General features: G+C 49.1%; 19 protein-coding genes. 16 read left to right on the top strand and 3 right to left on the bottom strand.

Annotated elements, in window-relative coordinates; all coding sequences use genetic code 11:
• Positions 1-60: 60 nt before the first annotated feature.
• The 13 genes from GA003_06115 (at position 61) to GA003_06055 (ending at position 16,763) form a co-directional block, all read left to right on the top strand.
• Positions 61-1,980, top strand: a complete 1,920-nt coding sequence (locus GA003_06115; protein ID QXD29542.1) for a hypothetical protein — start codon at positions 61-63, stop codon at positions 1,978-1,980.
• The gene (locus GA003_06110) at positions 1,980-3,005 is read left to right on the top strand and encodes a hypothetical protein (GenBank protein QXD29541.1); all 1,026 of its coding nucleotides are present in this window, start codon (positions 1,980-1,982) and stop codon (positions 3,003-3,005) included. Before GA003_06115 ends, GA003_06110 begins: the two co-directional genes overlap by 1 nt.
• 391 nt (positions 3,006-3,396) lie before the next feature.
• A complete protein-coding gene (locus GA003_06105; protein QXD29540.1) occupies positions 3,397-4,200 on the top strand; it encodes an alpha/beta hydrolase in 804 nt (267 codons plus the stop codon).
• 438 nt (positions 4,201-4,638) lie between these two features.
• Positions 4,639-5,478: a 5-deoxy-glucuronate isomerase gene (locus tag GA003_06100; protein ID QXD29539.1), complete on the top strand. Its 840-nt coding sequence runs from the start codon at positions 4,639-4,641 to the stop codon at positions 5,476-5,478.
• A gap of 8 nt (positions 5,479-5,486) precedes the next feature.
• Complete coding sequence (gene iolD, locus GA003_06095) at positions 5,487-7,355, top strand: 3D-(3,5/4)-trihydroxycyclohexane-1,2-dione acylhydrolase (decyclizing) (protein QXD29538.1); 1,869 nt, start codon at positions 5,487-5,489, stop codon at positions 7,353-7,355.
• A 2-nt stretch (positions 7,356-7,357) separates the two neighbouring features.
• Positions 7,358-8,269, top strand: coding sequence for a myo-inosose-2 dehydratase (iolE, locus tag GA003_06090; protein ID QXD29537.1), 912 nt, complete (start codon positions 7,358-7,360; stop codon positions 8,267-8,269).
• 54 nt (positions 8,270-8,323) lie between these two features.
• On the top strand, positions 8,324-9,352 hold the full coding sequence (locus tag GA003_06085) for a transaldolase (protein QXD30354.1): 1,029 nt from the start codon (positions 8,324-8,326) through the stop codon (positions 9,350-9,352).
• A gap of 19 nt (positions 9,353-9,371) precedes the next feature.
• Complete coding sequence (locus GA003_06080) at positions 9,372-10,868, top strand: CoA-acylating methylmalonate-semialdehyde dehydrogenase (GenBank protein QXD29536.1); 1,497 nt, start codon at positions 9,372-9,374, stop codon at positions 10,866-10,868.
• 48 nt (positions 10,869-10,916) lie between these two features.
• Entirely contained in the window at positions 10,917-12,659 is a 1,743-nt protein-coding gene (locus GA003_06075; protein QXD30353.1) for a solute:sodium symporter family transporter, read from the top strand.
• Positions 12,660-12,677: 18 nt separating this feature from the next.
• On the top strand, positions 12,678-13,514 hold the full coding sequence (locus GA003_06070; GenBank protein QXD29535.1) for an SDR family oxidoreductase: 837 nt from the start codon (positions 12,678-12,680) through the stop codon (positions 13,512-13,514).
• A 23-nt stretch (positions 13,515-13,537) separates the two neighbouring features.
• The gene (locus GA003_06065) at positions 13,538-14,551 is read left to right on the top strand and encodes a Gfo/Idh/MocA family oxidoreductase (GenBank protein QXD29534.1); all 1,014 of its coding nucleotides are present in this window, start codon (positions 13,538-13,540) and stop codon (positions 14,549-14,551) included.
• A gap of 9 nt (positions 14,552-14,560) precedes the next feature.
• A complete protein-coding gene (locus GA003_06060; protein ID QXD29533.1) occupies positions 14,561-15,949 on the top strand; it encodes a sulfatase-like hydrolase/transferase in 1,389 nt (462 codons plus the stop codon).
• 58 nt (positions 15,950-16,007) lie between these two features.
• Positions 16,008-16,763: a DUF1080 domain-containing protein gene (locus tag GA003_06055; protein ID QXD29532.1), complete on the top strand. Its 756-nt coding sequence runs from the start codon at positions 16,008-16,010 to the stop codon at positions 16,761-16,763.
• Between the two features lie 20 nt (positions 16,764-16,783).
• Here the strand turns inward: GA003_06055 and GA003_06050 are convergent, their stop codons facing one another.
• From GA003_06050 to GA003_06040, 3 genes are read right to left on the bottom strand one after another with little or no spacing between them, the layout of a single operon-like run.
• Entirely contained in the window at positions 16,784-17,812 is a 1,029-nt protein-coding gene (locus GA003_06050) for an NAD-dependent epimerase/dehydratase family protein (GenBank protein QXD29531.1), read from the bottom strand.
• 7 nt (positions 17,813-17,819) lie between these two features.
• On the bottom strand, positions 17,820-18,389 hold the full coding sequence (locus tag GA003_06045) for a hypothetical protein (protein ID QXD29530.1): 570 nt from the start codon (positions 18,387-18,389) through the stop codon (positions 17,820-17,822).
• 57 nt (positions 18,390-18,446) lie between these two features.
• Complete coding sequence (locus GA003_06040; GenBank protein QXD29529.1) at positions 18,447-18,776, bottom strand: hypothetical protein; 330 nt, start codon at positions 18,774-18,776, stop codon at positions 18,447-18,449.
• Between the two features lie 141 nt (positions 18,777-18,917).
• Between GA003_06040 and GA003_06035 the strand changes: the two genes are divergently transcribed.
• The 3 genes from GA003_06035 to GA003_06025 are packed head-to-tail and all read left to right on the top strand — an operon-like array spanning position 18,918 to position 22,239.
• Complete coding sequence (locus tag GA003_06035; GenBank protein QXD29528.1) at positions 18,918-20,468, top strand: sulfatase-like hydrolase/transferase; 1,551 nt, start codon at positions 18,918-18,920, stop codon at positions 20,466-20,468.
• Positions 20,465-20,857: a VOC family protein gene (locus GA003_06030; GenBank protein ID QXD29527.1), complete on the top strand. Its 393-nt coding sequence runs from the start codon at positions 20,465-20,467 to the stop codon at positions 20,855-20,857. Before GA003_06035 ends, GA003_06030 begins: the two co-directional genes overlap by 4 nt.
• Positions 20,854-22,239 (top strand): hypothetical protein, encoded by a 1,386-nt coding sequence (locus GA003_06025; GenBank protein QXD29526.1) that lies wholly within the window; start codon positions 20,854-20,856, stop codon positions 22,237-22,239. Before GA003_06030 ends, GA003_06025 begins: the two co-directional genes overlap by 4 nt.
• Positions 22,240-22,380: the final 141 nt, after the last annotated feature.

The raw sequence follows: 22,380 nt of genomic DNA, 5'->3' as shown, positions 1-22,380 counted from the left end.
TCAAAGATCTTCTCTTGCTCAAAGAGTCCTAACAACCATGCTCAACCCTAAATATTTCTCATGTTCTATTCCTTAAGATCCCTGATACGGAAAACCCTTTTACTCAGCGCTGTTAGTTTATCATTTTGCGGAAGCAATCTGCTCATAGCAAACGAATGGCCCAGTGAAGCAGACCGCATTGCCGCATTCCAAGATCGCTGCAAGCAAACCATCGACTACTACCTTGGAACTACCACACCCGACGACCCTATGAGCGGAAGCCTGTGGACTATTGCAGCCAATGTTTCAGAAGGGGAAAACATAGAGTGGGCAAGGGAAAGACTTCGCACCGTCAACAATCCTCCCTCGGGAAGTATGTTTTGGATGCACCCCATGGTATTGGCCATGTATGCAGGTCAAGATGTTTGGAATGATGAAGACTGGGATTTTATGAAGGAGCTCTGGCGGACTTACTTCCCCTTCAGAGGTGACACGGAAAACCACTGGGTCATGTATTACGCCAGTATTTATCTCGCCTGTCAGATGTGGCCAGATTCTGGCCCCGAAGCTTGGTACAATGGCAAGTCGGCCCAGGAGAATATGGCCGAGGCCAAAGACTTCTTGAAAGACTGGATCAAGGTCACCACTTCCTACGGGCAAGGCGAGTATGATTCACCCAATTACATCGAGGAATACTTACGTCCTCTGGGGCTACTATACGGATGGGCGGAAGATCCAGAGATACGGGAACTGAGCCGCATGATGCTCGACTATGTCATTCTAGATTTTGCAGCCGAAAACCTGGATGGCCTTTACGGAGGAGCTCACAGTCGTCTTTACCCACGCTACGTCATGCGACCCGCGCTAACAGCGGCGACCCGTCATGCTTGGCTATTCTGGGGACAAAGTGAAGTGCAGTATAATGGAGGGAACATCATCCTCTCACTATGCGGCTACACACCACCCGCAATCCTCCACCGCATCGCATCTGACCGCGATGAGGCTTATGTACAGAAAGAGTTGAAGCGCACTCGCTGGCGACTGCGAAATGCTGGACCCCATGCTTTCGAAGTCGATGGTCGCATCACAACACCCGTTTATAAATACACTTACGTTCACTCCGACTACGTTTTGGGATCTTCCCACGGTGGCATACTTCAACCCATACAGCAGCAAACCTGGAGCCTCAAGTGGCGCGATGACAATGCCCTCGAAACCGCCAACACTATGTTTGGCATTCAGCCCTACTCCAACCCACTGGAAGGAACCATGTATTTTGTATCCGACTGGGATACGGTGACCGACCTGATCGCTCGATCCAAGGTGGACTATGATTCTCCCGACAAACTCGAGGGCGGTTCCCCCTACGAACGGATCTACCAACACGAATCGACCTTAATCGCCTTGTATTCAATTCCTGAAGACAACCGATTTCCACACATCCAGACTCTTTTCACCGACGCGCTCAACCACCGCAGCGAGGATAGCTCAGGGTGGATGTTCGCTCAAGGTGGCCCCGTCTACATTGCCTACCGTCCATTTGCCCCTGGTGAATGGAGACCGGTCGATTGGACAGGACTCCTAAAAAGTGGAGCAGGTGGTTTCGTAAGCACGAACTTTGCCGAGCTAGCCGGTGAAAGTGAATTCTATGTCAGTGAGTCTTTAAATAATGGATACATCGTTCAAATAGCTCCGGTTTCAGAGTTCGGCTCAATTGATGCATTCAAAAAAGCCATCGTGAAGCTTCCCTTAGATTTCAAGCTCGACCCGAAACCGACCGTTGAGCTCACAGGACTAGGCGGCACACGCCTACAGGCCACTTATGACGGACCTTTTGTCATAAACGGCGACACCGTAGACTATGAGAACTGGCCCCTGTTCGAAGGCCCCTTCTCTGAAGCCAAACGGGAAAGCGAGCAGCTAAAGATTCAGCATGGGGCGGAAAGCTACCACCTCGATTTCAAAAACGTAACCAGCAGCACCACTTTCTCCACAAACTAATGAAACTATCCCGTTCCATTTTATTTCCCTTTATTGCAGCGCTGACTTTCACGGCCTGTGCAGAAAAACCGGCCGAAGAAACGGATCTTTTCGTGGCAATGATCATGACCAAGGCTCAGCAGGCCAGCTCGATTCCTACCGATAGCGGTATTCTTATGTATGAAAAGGACAGCAGTCGTTGGAAACGTTTAGGCCCAAAGATACAAATGATCAGCAGTGCCACGGTTGACCCCTCCGATTCTAATACCCTCTTTTTGGCCTGCGGAAACGGCATTGTCCGTTCTCAAGATGGAGGCGAGACCTGGAGAATGACCACCGGTTGGCGTGAGAGTGACGTTCTTCAAATCGCCATTAATCCAAACAATAGTAGGCTCGTTTATGCAGCCACAGCCTGGGGGGTGATAATATCAACGGACGGCGGTGATACCTGGAAGGCATCCAATCAAGGACTGCCCGAATATTTCTCGAAAGGCATTGTCATCGATCATAGGGATACTACCCGCTTGCTACTGGCCACGACGACCGGTCTGTTTGAGAGTAATGACAGGGCAGCCAGTTGGGACCGCATAACATCATTCCCCGAAGTGGCAGCGCTTCGGCTTCGAAGAGATGAGAAAAACCCAGATTTCTGGATCTCAGGCACCGAAGGCCAAGGCGTTTGGATTTCTAAGGACGATGGAAAAAGCTGGGCAGCTACTGCACCAGCCTTGAAGAAAGCCAACGTATATGGTGTCGCAGTGGATCCTCATAATAATGCAAATCTGGCAGCCGGTGGCTGGACGACTGGCGTTCACCTCTCAAACGATAGCGGTAGGACTTGGAAACAAGTAAGCTCTAAATTCCCTTCCAGTAACATTACTTCAGTTGTTTTTGATTCCAATATCCCTCATAGATTGTGGGCATCTACGTTCGAAGAAGGAACTTTCTATACAGATGATATGGGCTCTAATTGGACAAATGCTGATCTCGATGGAGCCTATGTATTCGATCTCGGATTTCTACCCAAGTCGGTGAAACTAAAGTGAAGTAATTTCTGAGACAGGTAGGGCAAGAGCGTCCACGTCCCCGCTCTGAATGGCACTACCTTAAGCGTATTTTATGAAGATCATTTAATACGAAACCGGCGTCGGGGTCATTCCTTGTAATCTTGACGAAGCTTGCGAAGTCAACCGATTCAAGGTTTGACCCATTGGAAGATAAACGGCCCACGAATTTATCGAAATGTGCCTTAAGGCAGTGCCATTCGGGACGCTCTTTCCCTACCCTTTTCTCACTATCCAAAAATCAATAAATCCTTTCAGACCAATTAAGTATTGATCCGCCGAAACAGGCTCAGCAAACTGCGGATTCTTCTCAGTTGATGCGTGCTCAAATCTGAACATCGAAGAAACACTTTAACCCAAGAATCAATTAGTTATGCCTCACGTCGAAACAAACGGAATTCAAATGTATTACGAAGAGAGCGGTTCAGGTGACCCGCTTATTTTAATCATGGGGATCACCGCCCCTGGAGCTGTTTGGGAGGCACACGCAGGTCATTGGGAGCAGAATTACCGCTGCATCATGGTCGACAATCGTGGTATTGGTAAGACCGATAAACCAGAAGGCGATTACAACAGCGCGATGATGGCTGACGACTACGCCGGCCTCATGGACGCCCTGGGAATCGAGTCAGCAAAAGTCGTTGGCGTTTCCATGGGATCCATCATCGCTCAGCAACTTTGCCTGCGCCATCCTCAGAAAGTGAAGAGTGCGGTATTGATGTGCCCTTGGGCTCATTGCGATGAATATGCCAAGTCGATTTTTGAGCACATGAAAGTCTGCTTTGCCCACTTGAGCCCAGAACAATTCATGGAGTGGATCCAACTATTGATTTTCACAAAACCCTTCTGGGATAATGCAGACGCCTACGCCAGCTTGCTGGAAGGTCGCGCCGGTTTCGGAGTCTCTCCCAATCCACAACCTTTACATGGCCTCTCAGGCCAGGCAGCAGCTTGCACCACTCACGACGTAGTAGATCAACTTCCTAATATTTCACAGAAGTGCCTGGTGATCGGCGGCAAGGACGACATCTTTACTCCCATGTGGATGGCAGAGGAAGTCTCAGGAGGTATTCCTGACTGCGACACCTACTTCTATGACAATGCTGGACATGCATTCCACTTTGAGCACATGGAAGATTTCAACCAGCGGATACTCGACTGGTTGAAGGCAAATTAGTTCCTTCTTACACAACTGATCCACAATTGGCAGGCCTTCTCCCTTCGGTCGTGAACACGATCGTGGCTACAAAATGTAGCGGCGCTCATGAGAGCATCGACCTTACCAGGCCAATTGTATCCAGTCGACCTTAGAACGATGCTCTATTGCCGTCCTATAATGCCGAACTCGCTCGCGATATCGAAGACGTCGCCTATGCTAATGAGTTTTCCGTTCTGCTTTGCAATTCGGATACGCCCATCGAGAAACATGGATTAAAGCCTCAGTTGGTCCTTAAAAAGTCATACTAAAGAAGGTCCCAATGATATCCATCCCTCTCAACGGATATCCATTTTTGTAATTGGTTGGACACAGCATAAATACTAGATGTTAACGTTTACAGGAAAATGGATTTGGTATTAGTTCTGGGACAGTAAGATCCCGTATTTTCACTTCTCTATGGAACATTCAAACGCACACCTCGCTTCTCACTTTATCCCTCGCCCGGCTGAGCCCTATGACTCCGGTTACAACAAGGTCACCGCTGCCGGAGATACCGAAGTCGGAGGCCTTGATACTCGAATTGATTTTGGGATTCGTGTCCAGGAAGTTGCCGAGACGATCAAAGAGAGCCATTCCAAAGAATCAGTATGGGTCCTCTTACGTGGCGAAGTCAAAGTAAGCGCCGGAGACCAAAGCGCCTCTCTCAGTCGCAAGTCGATTTTTGATGAAGCACCTTCTGGGATTCACATAGGTCCCAACACCGAACTGAAGATCGAAAACTTAGGGAAAGAAGCTGAGTGGGCGATCTCCAGAACAGACAACGACAAGTCACTCAATGTGCGCATCTTCACTCCTGAGACCCTATCTCCCGAATATAGAGGAGCGGGACAGGTTCAGGATGCCTGCCGACGAAATGTTCGTTTGATTTTTGATTATGAGAACAACCCGGAATCCAACCTGGTCATTGGTGAAGTCGTAAACTACCCGGGCCGATGGTCGAGTTACCCACCCCATCACCATGATCAACCGGAAATTTACTACTATCGGTTTACTGAACCCCAAGGTTACGGACATGCCGAATTAGGAGACGCTGTTTTCAAAGTACAACAAAATGATACGATGATCATCCCTCCGCAATTGGACCATGCTCAGGTATCAGCACCTGGCTATGGCATGTGGTATATGTGGGTGATCCGTCACTTGGAAGGCAACCCCTACACCGGATTTGAGTTTACTGAAGACCATGCCTGGACGCTCGACCCGACCAACCAAGGATGGGAACCCCAAGAAGATTAAGGAAAGTTATGAATACGGAACGACTATCAGTAGGAGCAGCCATTGTAAAATTTCTACAGAATCAATACATCGCTCGAGATGACCAAGAGCATCGGCTAGTGAATGGTGTATTTGGAATCTTTGGACACGGTAACGTAACAGGATTGGGACAAGCCCTGGAAGAGTATGGGGGCACAGACCTCCCTTATTACCAGGGTAAAAATGAACAGTGCATGGTTCATTCGGCCACGGCGTTCGCCAAAGCGCGTCGTAGACTCGGCACATTAGCCTGTACATCCTCCATCGGCCCTGGCGCCACCAACATGATTACCGGAGCTGCTACCGCCACGGTAAATCGTCTTCCTGTCCTGCTTCTACCAGGTGACATTTTTGCAAGCCGCATTCCCGGTCCCGTTCTTCAGCAGCTGGAAAATCCTCATACTCAAGACTCAGGGGTGAATGACTGTTTCAAACCCGTTTCCAAATACTGGGATCGCATTTACCGTCCGGAACAATTGCTGACTGCCTTGCCTGAAGCGATGCGAGTACTCTCCGATCCATCCCAGACAGGTGCAGTGACTGTTTCTTTGCCACAAGATGTGCAGGCTGAAAGTTATGATTTTCCTGTTCACCTATTTCAAAAACGGATTTATAATCTAAACCGCAACTCAGTGGCGAAAAGCACACTGGCGGAAGCGATCAGCCAGATCAAAGCAGCGAAGCAACCCCTTATCGTAGCCGGTGGCGGTGTTCATTACTCAGAAGCTGAAGAGGCACTGCGTCTTTTTGCGGAAGCAAGTGGCATCCCTGTTGTTGTCTCGCAATCCGGAAAAGGATCCATGCTGGAAAGTCATGCTCTTTGTTTGGGTGCTGTCGGTGCCACAGGTAACTTGGCCGGCAACCGCGCTGCGGTCGAAGCCGATTTAGTCATCAATATTGGCACTCGTCTATCTGACTTTACTACTGCATCCAAATCGCAGTTTCAAAATCTCGACGTGCGTTTTATCGCCATCAACGTCAATCCGATGGACGCGCACAAGCATGGGGCATTTCCACTGGTTGGCGATGCGCGCGCGGTCCTGGAGGATTTGACCGCTGCATTGGCCGGCCATTCGGTCGCTAATGACTACTCTGAAAATCTCTCATCCTGGAAAGCCGAGTGGGAAACCACTCACGCCGATATCGTGCATCCCGATAATGAAGAGGGCCCTCTCTACCAAAGTGAGGTCATTCATATTCTTAATGAGTTTGCAGATGAAAACTCAACCACGGTTCACGCATCGGGAGGTGTCCCAGGGGATATTCATAAGCTGTGGAATTCCAAGGACTCTCTAGACTATCATTCTGAGTACGGCTTCTCCTGCATGGGCTATGAAATTGCTGGCGCTATGGGTGTTAAACTGGCCGATCCGAATCGCGAAGTTTACACGTTAGTTGGTGATGGAAGTTATATGATGCTGAGCCAGGATATTCTGACGTCTATTCAGGAAGGGTTGAAGATTACGGTCGTCCTCCTAGACAACCATGGCTTCCAGTGCATTAGGGGTTTACAAACCAGCTGCGGTGGAACCGATTTCGGAAATGAATTCCGTCACCGCAAAGAGGATAGCAAGCGCCTAGAAGGTGAGTTTGTTGAAATCGATTTTTGCGCCAATGCGGCGAGTATGGGTGCCAAGGTTTATCGGGCTGAAAGCGAAGAGGCTCTTATTGACGCGCTGGGCAAAGCCAAGGAAGAGACACGAACCACAATGATCTACGTGCCAATTCGCCGTGAATCCAACATTCCAGGCTACTCATGGTGGGAGGTTCCAGTTTCTGGCAGTTCTAGTATCCCAGAGGTTCAGGAATCTCACCGTAATTACGAAGAAGCTAAAAAGAACCAGAAGTTCTACTATTGAGTATGCGGGATAAATTTCGGGAATTACAGAATCCCCTGGGGGTTCATCCCATTAACTGGAGCAATGATGACTTCCAGGATTTGGGTGGACACATTCCTTTAGAGTCGTGCTTTGCAGACATGCAAGAGGCTGGCTATACCGGAACCGAAGTGGGGAATAAGTATTCAAAAAACCCCGACGAGCTACGCCCGCTCATGGATGCCCATCATCTCCGACTCGTCGGAGGATGGCACAGCACCTACTTCGGAGAAAATCCCTACAAAGAAGAGGAAGCGAGCTTCCTCAAATACTTGAATTTCCTCAAAGCTATGAATGCCTCTGTGGTCATCCTTGCTGAATGCAGCAATGCCATTCATGGAGACGAGGCGCAGCCTTTGAAATTCGGTGATGACCTGATCGACCTGTCCGGGGAACAATGGCAGCGAGTTTATCAGAGTTTGGACAGGCTCAGTGAATTGGCAGCAGATGCTGGCATTCCTGCCGTCTACCACCATCACATGGGAACGGTCGTTCAGTCGGAAGCTGCGTTGGACGGACTCATGGCCAACACAAGTAAGTTAAACCTGTTATTCGACACGGGGCATTTAGCGTTCGCGGGAATTGACCCGGCACGTGTTCAGGAAAAATACATCGATCGGATTGCACACGTGCATTTGAAAAATGTGCGCCCAAACATCGTGCAGCAAGTTCGAGAAGAAAGGCTATCCTTTGGTCAGGCCGTGAGGGCCGGAGTCTATACCGTACCAGGAGATCCCGAAGGCGGCGTCGACTACCCTCCACTTCTGGAACGACTTGCGGATCACGGATATACCGGTTGGTTCGTCATTGAAGCCGAACAGGATCCGGAAAAAGCCAACCCTAAGGAATATGCGTCCATGGCACGCAGTTATTTGAAAGACAAAACAGGATTATAATTTCTTAAACCCACGATACCTATGTCAGACACAGAGACTCTCAATAAAAACAACATGCATCGCATGCAGGCCCTTGGAGCCGATTGGTGGAACGATTCATGTGACATCACTGAACTCTCCGATGCCGTGCAGACAGGTGCTGTTGGTGCCACCTCCAATCCCGTCATCGTAGCAGCAGCTGTTGAACAAGATCCAGACCGCTGGATTCCAGTCATTAAAGAGCTCATTCAGAACAATCCTTCCGACAGCGAGGAAGAGATTGCCTGGAAATTGATTGCCCGTGTCGGAACCGATGCTTCAAAACTCTTACTTCCGGTTTATGAACAAACCAACGGCGTGAAAGGTTACCTGTGCCTGCAGGTAAACCCGAAATACTACAACAATACCGAGCGCATGGTAGAGCATGCGAAAGAACTTGCCGCATTGGCACCCAACATCGCCATCAAGGCGCCGGCTACCCGAGCTGGTATTGCTTCATACGAAGAAATGACAGCGGCAGGCATACGCGTTAACGTCACCGTATCCTTTTCGGTCGCCCAAGCAATCGCAGCAGCAGAAGCTATAGAGCGTGGTTTGAAACGAGCCGAAGACCCCAACTCAATTCATCCCTACATTACCATTATGATCGGTCGTGTGGATGACCAACTCAAACGCACGTTCGCAGCTGGCGGAATAGATGTAGATCCTGAATCCCTCGAATGGGGAGGCGTAGCAGTATTCAAACGAGCAGCAGAAATCTTTCGTGAAAGAGGCTACAAAAGCACACTCCTTGCCGCGGCCTACCGAAACCAAGTTAATTGGTCTGAAATCATAGGTACGGACGTACTTCAATCCATCCCCTACCCTTGGTGGAATAAATACAAGGATGCGGATATCGAACCACGCTTGAGCCTTGAAGAAGCGATGGACGAAACCATTTTCAATGATCTGATGAAATTTGATGACTTTAAGCAGGCCTACGATGAAGACGGTATGACACCTCAGGAGTTTGCCAGCTATGGCGCATCCATTCATACCATCAATGGTTTCATCGAAGGCTACGAAGGCCTATTAAAAGACATCCGCAGCCACATGCTGGTCTAACGCATTTATCAAAACCATTATGAGCACTACAACAGAGGCATTAAAGCCCTGCCCTTTCTTCATTAACGGCGAATGGACGGAACGATCCGATCTTCCAACCAGTCCCGTATACAACCCTTCAACCGGGGACGTTATCGCTGAGTCACCACTGGCAGATGCAGCGACCGTAAACGACGCCGTTCAAGCGGCCAAGGATGCCTTTCCCGCTTGGTGGGAAACTCCTGCCATTGAACGCGCACGAGTGCTCTTCAAATACCGTACCCTTCTAGAACAGGAGTTCGACTCCATCTGCCGGACCATTTCGCTGGAACACGGAAAGACCCTGGGCGAATCACGCGGCGAGCTCCAACGTGGCCTCGAGTGCGTGGAATACGCCTGCGGTATCCCTGAGCTACTCAAAGGAGAATACCTCGAAAACATTGCTCGAGGTATCGACTGCGAAGTGATCCGACAACCACTCGGTGTGTGCGCCGGGATTACTCCGTTCAACTTTCCCGCCATGATAGCTATGTGGATGTTTCCTCTGGCTATCGCTTCAGGGAATACCTTTATCTTCAAACCCAGCGAAAAAGTCCCACTCACTTCGATCCGACTCATTCAGTTGCTTGAGCAAGCAGGGCTCCCTAAAGGTGTTCTCAACCTTGTTCATGGAGGTAAGGAAAGTGTGGACACACTACTGACTCATCCCGACGTTCGAGCTATTTCATTTGTGGGCTCTACTCCTGTGGCAAAATACATTTACGAAACGGGGACCAAAAATGGGAAGCGCGTCCAAGCCAATGGAGGTGCCAAGAACCACGTCATTATTATGCCCGACGCAGACGTAAAGACCTCCGTAGATGGTATTATGGGTGGAGCGTTTGGCTGCGCTGGGGAACGCTGCATGGCTATCGCCAATGCGGTTTGCGTGGGAGATGCTTCTAAAACCGTCCTTCCCGAACTCGTCGATGCCGCCAAGAGTTTGAAAGTGGGTCCAACCGATCGCGATCCACAACCTCAAATGGGAGCCGTAATCACACGTGAACATCAGGAACGCGTTACTGAATTAATCACAGAAGGTGCAGACCAGGGAGGAAAAATCCTAAGCGATGGACGTGGCACAAAAATTGATGAAGCGCCGAATGGTTTCTATTTGGGCGCAACAGTCGTGGATGAAGTCGAAGCGAAATCGACTTTGGCCGAAACGGAAGTGTTTGGCCCCGTACTGAGCGTATTGCGAGCCGGCAATCTGGGTGAAGCCCTGGATCTGGCCAACACCTCCGCATTTGGAAATGGCACAGCTATTTTTACCACCTCGGGGAGTGCAGCCCGAGAATTCAAACATCGGGTAAAAGCCGGCATGGTCGGCATCAATGTGGGCGTCCCTGCCCCAATGGCGATGTTTCCTTTCAGCGGCTGGGATGCGTCCTTCTTTGGTGACCTACACATTCAAGGCCGCGACGGCGTTCGCTTTTATACCCGAGAAAAGACCGTTACTTCTCGATGGTTTGGGAACGAAGACGTTTGGAGAAAATAAGATTTATATAAGCTGCTCGTGTTGACCTTCTTTTCCTGCATCGCATTCATGGGATTTGTTGCCTGGTATTCCTGGAGCAAAACCCGAGGAAAGGTATCAACATCGAGTGGCTACTTCCTCGCAGGAAACGGATTAACCGGACTTTTCATTGGCGGCTCGCTGCTCTTAACCAACATTTCGACTGAACAGCTGATTGGTCAGAATGGAATGACCTACATGGGTAATATGACGCCTATGGCCTGGGAGATCTGGGCGGTGCGAGGCATCATTCTATTGGCGGTATTGTTTCTGCCCATGTATCTTGGTGGAGCATTTGCGACCATGCCCTCGTTTCTTCAATCTCGTTATGGGTCAGGCACTCAGAGGATGGTCGTAGGCCTACTTCTGTTCGGCTACATCTTCGTGTTATCGCCGTCTGTCTTGTATGGGGGTTCACTGGCATTGATGAAGATTCTCAATGTGGAAGGAATGACCGGACTGTCTCAGATTCAATCGCTCTGGCTTGTAACCGTCATCATTGGAATCATTGGGGCTATCTATGCCGTATTCGGTGGCCTTCGAGCAGTGGCCATCTCAGATACGCTGAACGGATTGGGGCTACTCGTAATGGGATGCCTGATACCGATCTTTGGCCTAATGGCCCTGGGCAACAAGCTAGGCGGAGGAGTGATGGATGCCCTAAAAGAAATCACCACCACTCACACGTATAAGCTGAATGCCATTGGTATTGGAGATGAACTCGATGCCATTCCCATTTCGGCGGTATTCACAGGGTTACTGATCATGGCGGTCTTTTACTGGGGCACCAACCAGTTCATTATTCAACGTGCTCTAGGAGCTGCCAGTTTGAAAGAAGGTCAAAAGGGACTGCTCTTGGCCGGCTTCTTCAAAATCCTGATTCCTTTCCTGGCCATGGCACCCGGTCTGATAGCATTTCATTTATTAGGACCCGACATTACTCCCGGCGACATGGCCTACCCGGCATTGGTCGCCGAAACCCTTCCGGCCCCTTTGATGGGATTGTTTATTGCGGTGCTGCTTGGTGCGGTATTCTCCACCTACAACTCATTGCTTAATTCGTCGGCGACGATGTTTGCCATCGATATCTATAAACCACTGATCAACAAAACTGCGAATGATCACCAACTCATCTCCGTAGCCAAGAAGTTTGCCGTAGTCGCCGCTGTTTTCACCATTCTCGGAGCCCCTAACCTCATCAAGGCTCCAGAGGGTATCTTTATTTTCATCGCCAAATTTTTTGGATTCATCGCCATTCCGATTGCCTGCCTGATTATCCTCGGACTGTTTGCCCAGAATCTAAGAATCCCTCATCGAGCGGCTCAGTTTGTAATCATCTTCCACATCGTGACCTATTACATACTCGTATGGGGATTTGAAAAAGTAGGTATTACGATGCCCATCCACTGGATGCATACTTTCAGTATTCTCTTTCTGGTTGAAACGGGAATCGTGGTTTTCTGGTCACGCATATGGCCACACCATGAGGCGTTCACACACCGCCATGCGCCGAAGGTTGAAATGATGCCATGGAGATACAGCATGCTGATCAGCGCCGTACTCCTTTCATTGGCCAGCTTGACCTATGTGATCTTTTCCAAAGTGGGCTTTGCTTACTCAGACGCAGTTGTCGCACCCAATTTCTGGCTGTGGTTTCTGGTATCCATAGCTACCTGTTTTGCATTCTGCTGGTGGGCACATACCTGGCTTCATAAAAAGTATGAGGTGTTCATTTCAAACCGCTATGGGAAACAACAGGAAACAACCGACTAATCATACAATACATTTAACATGTCATTTGAAGATCTAAGAAACAAAACTGTCGCCATCACCGGTGGTGCCGGCGTGATTGGCCATGCATTAGGCCATGGCTTGGCAACGAATGGCATGCACGTTGCCATTCTGGACCTCGATGAGGAGAAGGCCCAAAAGCTTGCAAAAGAACTCAACGAACAACACGGAATCAAAAGCGCAGGCATCGCATGCAATGTCTTGGAAAAAGAATCTATCGAAGCAGCCCGAGATCAATTAGTGGATCAGTTTGGTGGGCTTGATTTCCTCATCAATGGTGCTGGCGGAAACAGCCCTAAGGCTTCCACAGAAATCGAACAAGTCTCACCGGATGCCAAAGATTTGAAAGGCTCATTTTTCGATCTCCCGGAGGATGACTTTCGCTTCACCTTGGATCTAAACCTCATGGGCACCGTGCTTCCTTCTCAGATTTTGGGACCACTACTCGTGAAGAAAAAGCGAGGAGCTATTCTCAATATTTCATCGATGAATGCCTATCGTCCTTTGACCAAAATTCCTGCCTACTCGGCCGGAAAGTGTGCGTTGAGTAATTTTACAGAATGGTTGGCCGTCCATTTAGCTGAAGCGGGAGTTCGCGTAAATGCCATCGCACCTGGGTTTTTCCTGACTGAGCAACTGAAGTTCCTTGCTTACGATGAAGACGGCGAAATGACCGACCGCTACAAGCGTGTTTTGCAACTGACCCCCATGCATCGCTTCGGCGATCAAAATGAGCTGATTGGGCCGACCCTTTTTCTTTTATCACAATGTTCCGCTTTCATTACAGGAGTAGTCCTACCGGTGGATGGTGGTTTCAACGCCTACAGTGGAGTATAACTAATTTCTAACCAAAACTATTTATGTCAAAAAAAGTAAATGTCGGCGTGGTTGGCCTGGGACGACTGGGCAGCCTCTATACCAACTATTGCGCAAACCGCTTACCTAAAGCCAATCTCATAGCCGTATCTGACGTGCGTGAGGAAGTTGCCAAAGAGGTTGCGGAAGAATACGGTGCCAAACGCTACTACACAGATTATCAGGATATGCTAGTGGACGACGAGATTGATGCTATCATCATTGTCACTCCAACCAGCTACCATAAAGCGAATGCCATCGATGCGGCCAGAGCCGGAAAGGCCATCTTTTGTGAAAAGCCCTTATCTCTAGGCATCGACGAATGCATTGAGATCAAAGAGGTGATGGAACAAACAGGAGCTTTCTTCCAGATGGGCTTCATGCGACGCTTTGACAATGCCTACATCGCAGCCAAACAAAAAGTAAAGGATGGCGTCATTGGGAAACGGGTACAATATAAAGCTACCTCTCGCGACCGAGAGCGCCCACCTTTGGACTATTTAAGACCAGAGACTAGCGGTGGACTTTTCGTGGACATGGGCATCCATGATTTTGATGTAGCCCGTTTCCTGATGGGGAACGTAAAGAGTGTCTACACCGTAGCGGGTGTTTTGGCCTACCCCGAGATGAAAGAGATTGGTGATGTAGACAATGCCATCGTAAATATGTATTTCGAAGGTGGCTGTATTGGAGCCATTGACCTCTCAAGAAACGCAATTTACGGCTACGCCATCTACGCGGAACTTCTAGGAACCGAGGGGACGCTTCAACTGGGCTACGATCAGGAGACCCCGATCAAAGTGATGAAGGAGGATAATATCTCTCATGATACGGTTCCTGGGTTTTACGAACGCTTTGAAAAAGCGTATGTCGATCAATTGGCAGACTTCATAGAGAATGTAATCAGCGGGAATCCTCCATCCATCACTGCAGAGGACGGAGTCGAGGCACTACGCATAGCACTCGCCGCCACCAAGTCCTATCACGAGAACCGACCCGTGGACGTGTCAGAAATTTAGAGTTTGATTTTGAATTTTTCTCAACACTTCCAACATATTGTTACTGCCATTGGTTTGGCTGGAGCCTTGGTTGGTTGTGGCACTGGAGAATCATCTGATAAACTGTCAGATTTAAGTCCCCCAAACATCATCATCATCCTCGCAGATGACATTGGTGTGGAAACCATTGGCGCTTATGGAGGTGGGTATGACACTCCCCACATCGATTCACTGGCTACGAATGGTGTTCGTTTCGACCAAGGCCACGCCACTCCCGTTTGTACTACCAGTCGAACACGTCTTCTGGCAGGGACCCACAACTTCAAACACTACAAGGCCTTCGCCCATTTGGATCCTGAGTTGTATGCCCTTCCCCGATACCTGAAAGATGCTGGTTACGAAAGTGTCGTTGCTGGAAAATGGCAACTGGCCGGCAATATGGAGTATGGAGGCAAGGGTTCATATCCCTGGGATCTCGGTTTTGATGAGCACATCGTCTGGCAATTGGAACGCACCTTGAAAGGGGGTCGTTATTGGCAGCCCACCTTCACCTTAAATCACGAAAACAAAACGTACTGCAAAGACGACTTTGGACCCACGATCCTTAATGCCTACGTTTTAGACTTCATTGACCGAAACAAAGATGAACCCTTCTTCGTCTACTACAATCCGATCTTGGCTCACGACCCGTGGACAACAACGCCCGATAGCCTGGATGCGGAAACACCGAAGGAAAAGTTTTCCGGGATGATGACCTACCTGGACAAAATGATCGGCCGGGTGCTTGCAAAGCTGGACGAACACGAGCTCACGGAAAACACCCTGATCTGGTTCATCGGCGATAATGGCACGCATCCGCAAATAACATCGATGCGGAACGGGAAATCCATCACTGGAGGGAAATGGAATACCAAAACCGCGGGCACCCATGTTCCTTATATCATGCAATGGAAAGGAGAGGTACCAACGGGAACCGTAAAGGAGGGTCTGGTTGAACTCCTGGACGTTTATGCCACACTTCAGTCAGTAGCAGGAAAGCCAACGACTACAGAACTGGATGGTGTAAATTTGATTCCTTATGCCAAGGGTGAGACCGACTACACCCGGGATTCCATTTTCATGCATTACGATCCACAATGGGGAGCCGATTATTTCAATACACCCATGCCGGCAGCTCGATTTGTATTCAACGACAGTTGGAAGCTGTATGGCGACGGTCGCTTTTATCATACCCGGCAAGACCCCCTTGAGGAAATGAACTTATCGAGAGCAGATCTGATCCAAGAAGCAGCCACTGCCCACCATTCGCTTAAGCAAGCCTTTGATTCCATGAATGATGATCCACTGAAACAGCCCTACCTGAATTCAGGTATAGAAGCCAAGGCGGTACCTCCACCGGATCCGGAGTGTGAAGACTAAAACCTAAGCTTTGCATTCTCCGCAAAGCATGTTCCACTAGTCACCGAAGTAACTACCTATGAAAAAGCTACACATTGTTCTTCTTGCCCTGATCACACTCACTTCAGGCGCCTTCGCCAACAAGATCGCCCAATCACAAGAGAAGTGGATCGAGGTCTATAAAAAGCAGGAAAACATCCCTTCTGCAGGGGACATGCTTATCAATGAGACTAAAGAGCCCAGCTTGAAGAAGGGTTTTGTCAGTCTCTATAACGGCAAGGACCTCAACGACTGGGAACCTCTAGGTGGCTATTGCACATTTGAAGCCGAAGGCGATGTAATTGTAGGCACCACCGTCCCGGGATCACCCAGCACCTATCTGTCTACCATGAAGGATGACTATACCGACTTTATTTTCACAGCTGAGTTCAAGTGGTTAGTGGATGGAAACACCGGTGTTATGTTTCGTGGACAAGCCAGACCCGGTGAAGGAAAGAATAAAAAGTATCAAACCGTCTTCGGCCCTCAGGCTGAAATGGAGGCATTTTCCAAAGAACGTTATTGGTCCGGCGGCATCTACGGTCAAAGCGCCGGCGGGTGGATCTACCCACTTTGGTTGGAAGCCCACAAAGAAGTTCGCAATGCCATGAAAAAAGACGGATGGAATCGACTCACCGTTCGGGCCAAAGGCAATGCCATCAAGACCTGGCTTAATGGCGTGCCTGCTGCTCACTGGAAAACCAAAGAATACACGGAAGGCTTTTTCAGCCTACAAATTCACTCTGGCAAGGCAGGCGAAGTTCACTTCCGCAACATCAAGGTTAAAGAGCTTTAGCACCATTCCGTCTTTCCCTCTTATTTGAGGGCAGTCGACCCTGAACTAATTTGCTCGAAGATCCAGTCATAGGTCTTCTCCAGACCCTCACGCAGTGAAATGGAGGGTTCCCACCCGAACACTTCGTTGATCAGTGTATTATCCGAGGATCTTCCACGGACACCCTTCGGGGCATCCAACTTGTAATTCCTCTGAAGGGTGATGCCTGCCAGGTCCTCAATGATGTCAGCGAGCTGATTAATTGAAACCATTTCAGAGCTCCCCAAGTTGATGGGCTCATTCCAGTGGTCCGATTCCATGATCAAGTGGATCCCGTGAATACAATCATCGATGTACATAAATGAACGGGGTTGTTCACCATCGCCCCAGATTTCTAACTGATGGTCTCCACTCAGCTTGCTTGAAATGATCTTCCGGCAAAGAGCAGCCGGCACTTTTTCACGACCCCCATCGTAGGTTCCAAATGGACCATATACATTGTGAAACCTGGCCACCCGAGTCTGGATATCAAAATCCTCCATGTAGTGTCTGCACATGCGTTCGGAAAATAACTTTTCCCATCCATAGCCATCTTCCGGCATGGCGGGATAAACATCTGATTCTTTTAATGCAGCTACATCTGAAGCCAGCTGTTTATCGGCAGCATAAACGCAGGCCGTCGATGAGAAAAACAACCTCTTACATCCATGGTGACGAGCCGCATCCAGCAAATGCGTATTGATAAGTACACTACACATACACAGAGCTTTGTTAAACTCAATAAAACCCATCCCTCCCATGTTGCAGGCAAGATTATAAATCCTATCACAACCTTCGACCAAGCGCATGCATTCTTGCTCTTTAGAAAAATCAGCTACCTGGTTCTCATTTTTCGAGAAGATCTGGTGCCACTGCTCCGTTGGTTTGATGTCAGCAACGACAATATCCGTGCACCCTCGCTTCATTAAATCGGCGACTAAGTGACCGCCAATAAATCCGCCACCGCCGGCAATAAGGATACGTTGATTTTTAATATCATCAGGAAAAAATGAATTCGGAAGGTCTTTCATAGCGTGTTCAGGAAGGTGTTTCCTCTAGAACCTGTTTCATCCTATTCCATCTATGCGAGAATGTATGTCCCTGAATGAAGCTTTGATAATTTTTTTCAATCATGGGAATATAGTCCTCATAATTGTCCAAGATATCCTGTACCTGCGCACCGGGATTCTGGATATCCACTTCGATGACCGGATCGTATCCAAACAAGTCTTTGAGCAGTTTTGGGCAATGCCCCAACAAGATTGATCTTGTTCCCATGGCCTGAAAATACCGCATGGTTAACATCTCGATCTCACAATTATCCACGGTCATATTTCTGGGGAAATTGATAGCGATCTTGGAGGCCGCCAATGCATCCAAAAAGTCCTGACGGGTATCCAGCCAACTACACTGATAGACAACCTTCGGATCCAGTTCCTCAAGCAAGGCATTGTGATGTGGGTAGTTCTTTCTTCCAAACGCAATTAGATCAATCGTCTTAGGCGCATCTGTTTTATAACCGTTAGGATCTGCTCCCTCTGGAATGTAATATACACGACAGTTCTCAATGAGAGAATCGAGTTCGCCGGCACAATCGGGATGACTCACAAAGAGAACAGATATCCCTGCATCTTCGACAAAGCGCTTAATCTGATCAGCCGTCGTTCAAGGTTCAAAAGAATCATACAAATAAGCCGCCTTCCTTCCCTTAAACACGAAGTTAGGACAGCGACGAAAAGCAAGGCCTCCCAGAATAGCAATTCGCCAATCGAATGAGGGATTACTCGGCAATTGAAAGGGAGGACGAAGCCCCAAGGATCGACCCAATCGCCTATACAATTTGAAGACGACCGAATAAGCACGCCTGGTTAAAGGTCCCTCTTCGATGGCAGTAACATCCGGATCAGCAAGCACACTATTCTCAAACTCGCGAAAGTCTTCGAAGCTGTTGGTATCCCGACCGATTTCATTTCTAACAAGCTCGTAACGAAGCATAATCCTATGAATGAGAAAAGGCTACCTTGAAAAGAGATTGCTTATCAAGAATTAAGAAGAACTGATTAATCGAGATGATTGACCTTCCTGAGGCAGAAACATTGAATCTCTAATGTTAACTATTGAGGCCCTAAGATTTCCATGAACAACCCTAACCGCAGATGTCACTATGAGCGATTAGTAGCTTTTATCTCACTCATTTTTGCTACCGTGCTGGTTCATGCTGAAGCGGCGAAACCCAACGTCATACTCATCTTTGCCGATGATCTCGGTTATGGAGATGTAGGAGCCTTCTACCCGGATAGCCCCTTTGAGACACCACGCCTCGATCAAATGGTGGCCGAGGGTGCAAAGCTTACTCATTTCTACGTTCCAACTCCGTACTGCGCGCCGTCAAGAGGAACGATTCTGACAGGACGTTATCCCTTTCGACACACCGTGGTTCTCAATCCGGCTCCGGATGCCGGGCAAAACAACATTGGACTACCCTCATCTGAGATCACCATCGCCGAGATTCTAAAAGATCGTGGCTACAATACAGCCATGTATGGCAAATGGCACTTGGGGCACAAAGAACAATGGCTGCCCCGAACTCAAGGCTTTGATGAATACCAAGGCATTCTCTACTCCAACGACATGTTTCCGGTACAAATGGTTAAGAATGAGGAGGTCACCGAATACCCGGTTGACCAAGGGAAACTCACCCAGCTTTACACCGACCTGACACTCGACTTTGCCAAACGAAACAAAGACACGCCGTTCTTCGTCTATTTGCCCCATGCCATGCCCCACAAACCGCTGGCAATGTCTGACAATTTCTATACTCCAAACACTCCTGACAATCTCTATGCGGACGTCATTGCAGAACTGGATCATTCAGTCGGTCACCTTTTGGATGGCCTTGATGATCTGGGCTTGAAGGAAAACACACTGGTTATATTCACCTCCGACAACGGTCCCTTTTATGGAGGGTCAACCGGCGGATTACGTGGTATGAAAGGGAAGACTTGGGAGGGCGGACTTCGAGTGCCGATGATCGCCTACATGCCGGGCACTATTCCACCAGGTGTCGTCAATCATCACCCAGCTGCCACAGTCGACATTCTGCCTACAATTTGCCACCTTACCGGCAGTAAAGTGCCCGCTGATAGAACGATCGATGGGCGCAATATTTTGCCCATGATGCAAAACGATTCCCAAGCAAGTCCACACGAAGCCATATTCGGCATGCGGGGGAGTAACTTGGCCGTCGTTCGATCTGGGAAATGGAAACTGCATGTCCTAAATCCAGGACCGGTCAACATGATCAACTTACCCATCGAAGAAGCTCGGAAACGAGTTAACCGCAGGGCACCCGATGGCGTGACCATTATCGCCCCTTTTGAACAGGCTGATCCGAGTGAATACCCGGGTATCACGACAGGAATGAAACCATCACCCATGATGCTCTTTGACATGGAGACTGATTCATCCGAGCAAGCGAACCTGGCCGCAAAACACCCGGAAGTGGTTGCACGCCTAAAAGCACTCTTTGATAAGACCGAAGCAGATATGAAAGACATACCGGTTCCAGAGGACGAATATCTTTTTGGGAAAGAAAATCAAAAGAAGGGAGTCTTAATGAGAGTCATTGGCGGAGAACTCCGTTACGACCACATTCCCGAGCCACAAAAACACCTCATCGAGATATGAATCGAAAAATCGGATACGTCTCGCTCCTCGTGCCTAACTACAATGAGGCTAAAGATTATTATACAAGAGCCTTGGGTTTTACGCTTCTGAAAGACACCGACCTGGGTGACGGAAAACGATGGGTCGTCATTAGCCCAGGCCATGACGAAGGAACAGGACTCGTGCTGACAGAAGCCAAGACCGACGAGGAAAAAGCTGCCGTAGGAAAACAGGGTGCAGGCCGTGTTTGGTTATTCCTTCATACAGACGACTTCAAGCGCGACCATTGGAGATTTCAGGCGAATGGTGTCCGCTTCCTGGAGCAACCAAGAGAGGAGCCTTATGGCACGGTTGCGGTGTTTGAAGACCGGTATGGAAACAAGTGGGATCTTTTAGAGCTAAAGCCATGAGTAAGGTCGCTCCGTATTTGCTCTCACTTCTCTTTGGACTCCTGACGATTAGCTCTAGTCATGCTGCCGAAACTTCAGATCCCCAATTAATCAAAAAACTAAGTGTCCCTGAGCCCTTCCTAACCCAAGGACCCAAAAACATTATCTACGGCGGCGACATCCGCATCGGTGATCTTTCCAACAATGGGCAGGTAGATCTTCTGGTCTATCGATCCCAAGACGACGTCCAGGATGATGGAAGTGGCATGAAGCCATGTTTCCTGGGCGCTTTTGATAAAGACGGCCAGATCCTCTGGCAACAAGGCGAAGGCGGAGTGCAACCCACCCGACCTGGGCCCGTAGCCATTCACGATATCGATGAAGATGGTGAGACCGAGATTATTTGCTTCTGGCACGACCCAACCATTATTTGCTCGCCGAACAGCATGCGCGATGTGGTCATACAGATTCGAGATGGGAAAACCGGCATCGTAGAAAAAGAAGCTGCACCAGCAGCCTTGCTCGCCGCTCATGGTGAAGGTCCCAACTGGGTTCACCAACGCCTGTTCATCTGCAACTTACGCGGAACGGATTCCCCCCGCGACTTTGTGGTAAAGCTGGGAACCACCCTGCTGGCTATAGATGAAGATTTAAATGTCCTCTGGAGCTACACCAACCCCTGGGACGAATACACGAAATGCCCAGCCTACATTCCATCCGTGGGTGATATCGATGGGGATGGCAAAGATGAGGTGAATGGCGGCTACTTTTTACTCGATGACGATGGTTCGGTTATGTGGGAGGAGCAGCTCGGCCGCAACATGGACTCCGTCACCATTGCTCCCTGGGACAATGGCACCATGCGCGCCTTTGGTTCTGGCTTCGGTCATATTCTGGACGAAACAGGTCAGATCCTTCTCGAGCTGGGTGAAGACCTGGTTCCTCATGGTCAAGAGTTGCGGGTAGCAGACTTCGATCCACAATCACCGGGACCTGAAATGGCCATCCGATACGATGGGCACGCGACTCCAGTCATGATTGTTAGCCAGGAGGGTAAGATCCTGCGGCGTTTTGAGTTAAATCACAGTCCGAACAATACGGGCATGGAAGCGGTATTCTGGAACGGACCTGGACAGACCGCTCTCCTCTATAATGGAGGCTCATTATGGAACGGAGATGGTTCAATCGTTGGAGCTCTACCGGGACTCCCTACTCCACAGGGTCAAAAACGACGCGGTTGGTATCATTGCGTGCCAGCAGACCTTCTCGGAGACGAAGGAGAGGAAGTAGTTGTTTACAATCCATGGGATTCCTTTGTGGGGATCTATGGCAAAGAAGCCAACCTGGATTGGAAGACCTACCAACCTACCGTAAGGCAGTACAATGTTCGCTTGATGGATTAGATCCTTAGTATTTCCCGAGCCAATTTCTTCCTCTTTCTCTTCTTTCTGCGCTCTAATCGCCCATTTGTAGGAGCAATCTTATTCGCGACTCAACGGACGGTACGATCTCGTACAAAAGCATTAATCGGGAGCAAGCTCCCA

This window comes from Opitutia bacterium ISCC 52 (assembly GCA_014529675.2).
In the GTDB taxonomy this organism is placed as follows: domain Bacteria; phylum Verrucomicrobiota; class Verrucomicrobiia; order Opitutales; family UBA2995; genus UBA2995.
This window is presented reverse-complemented; position numbering and strand designations above follow the sequence as displayed.

Bases quoted from the DNA above. Each gene is read 5' to 3' on its own strand.
- GA003_06115 (QXD29542.1), top strand. From the start codon at position 61: ATGTTCTATTCCTTAAGATCCCTGATACGGAAAACCCTTTTACTCAGC.
- GA003_06110 (QXD29541.1), top strand. From the start codon at position 1,980: ATGAAACTATCCCGTTCCATTTTATTTCCCTTTATTGCAGCGCTGACT.
- GA003_06105 (QXD29540.1), top strand. From the start codon at position 3,397: ATGCCTCACGTCGAAACAAACGGAATTCAAATGTATTACGAAGAGAGC.
- GA003_06100 (QXD29539.1), top strand. From the start codon at position 4,639: ATGGAACATTCAAACGCACACCTCGCTTCTCACTTTATCCCTCGCCCG.
- iolD (QXD29538.1), top strand. From the start codon at position 5,487: ATGAATACGGAACGACTATCAGTAGGAGCAGCCATTGTAAAATTTCTA.
- iolE (QXD29537.1), top strand. From the start codon at position 7,358: ATGCGGGATAAATTTCGGGAATTACAGAATCCCCTGGGGGTTCATCCC.
- GA003_06085 (QXD30354.1), top strand. From the start codon at position 8,324: ATGCATCGCATGCAGGCCCTTGGAGCCGATTGGTGGAACGATTCATGT.
- GA003_06080 (QXD29536.1), top strand. From the start codon at position 9,372: ATGAGCACTACAACAGAGGCATTAAAGCCCTGCCCTTTCTTCATTAAC.
- GA003_06075 (QXD30353.1), top strand. From the start codon at position 10,917: ATGGGATTTGTTGCCTGGTATTCCTGGAGCAAAACCCGAGGAAAGGTA.
- GA003_06070 (QXD29535.1), top strand. From the start codon at position 12,678: ATGTCATTTGAAGATCTAAGAAACAAAACTGTCGCCATCACCGGTGGT.
- GA003_06065 (QXD29534.1), top strand. From the start codon at position 13,538: ATGTCAAAAAAAGTAAATGTCGGCGTGGTTGGCCTGGGACGACTGGGC.
- GA003_06055 (QXD29532.1), top strand. From the start codon at position 16,008: ATGAAAAAGCTACACATTGTTCTTCTTGCCCTGATCACACTCACTTCA.
- GA003_06050 (QXD29531.1), bottom strand. From the start codon at position 17,812: ATGAAAGACCTTCCGAATTCATTTTTTCCTGATGATATTAAAAATCAA.
- GA003_06040 (QXD29529.1), bottom strand. From the start codon at position 18,776: ATGCTTCGTTACGAGCTTGTTAGAAATGAAATCGGTCGGGATACCAAC.
- GA003_06035 (QXD29528.1), top strand. From the start codon at position 18,918: ATGAACAACCCTAACCGCAGATGTCACTATGAGCGATTAGTAGCTTTT.
- GA003_06030 (QXD29527.1), top strand. From the start codon at position 20,465: ATGAATCGAAAAATCGGATACGTCTCGCTCCTCGTGCCTAACTACAAT.
- GA003_06025 (QXD29526.1), top strand. From the start codon at position 20,854: ATGAGTAAGGTCGCTCCGTATTTGCTCTCACTTCTCTTTGGACTCCTG.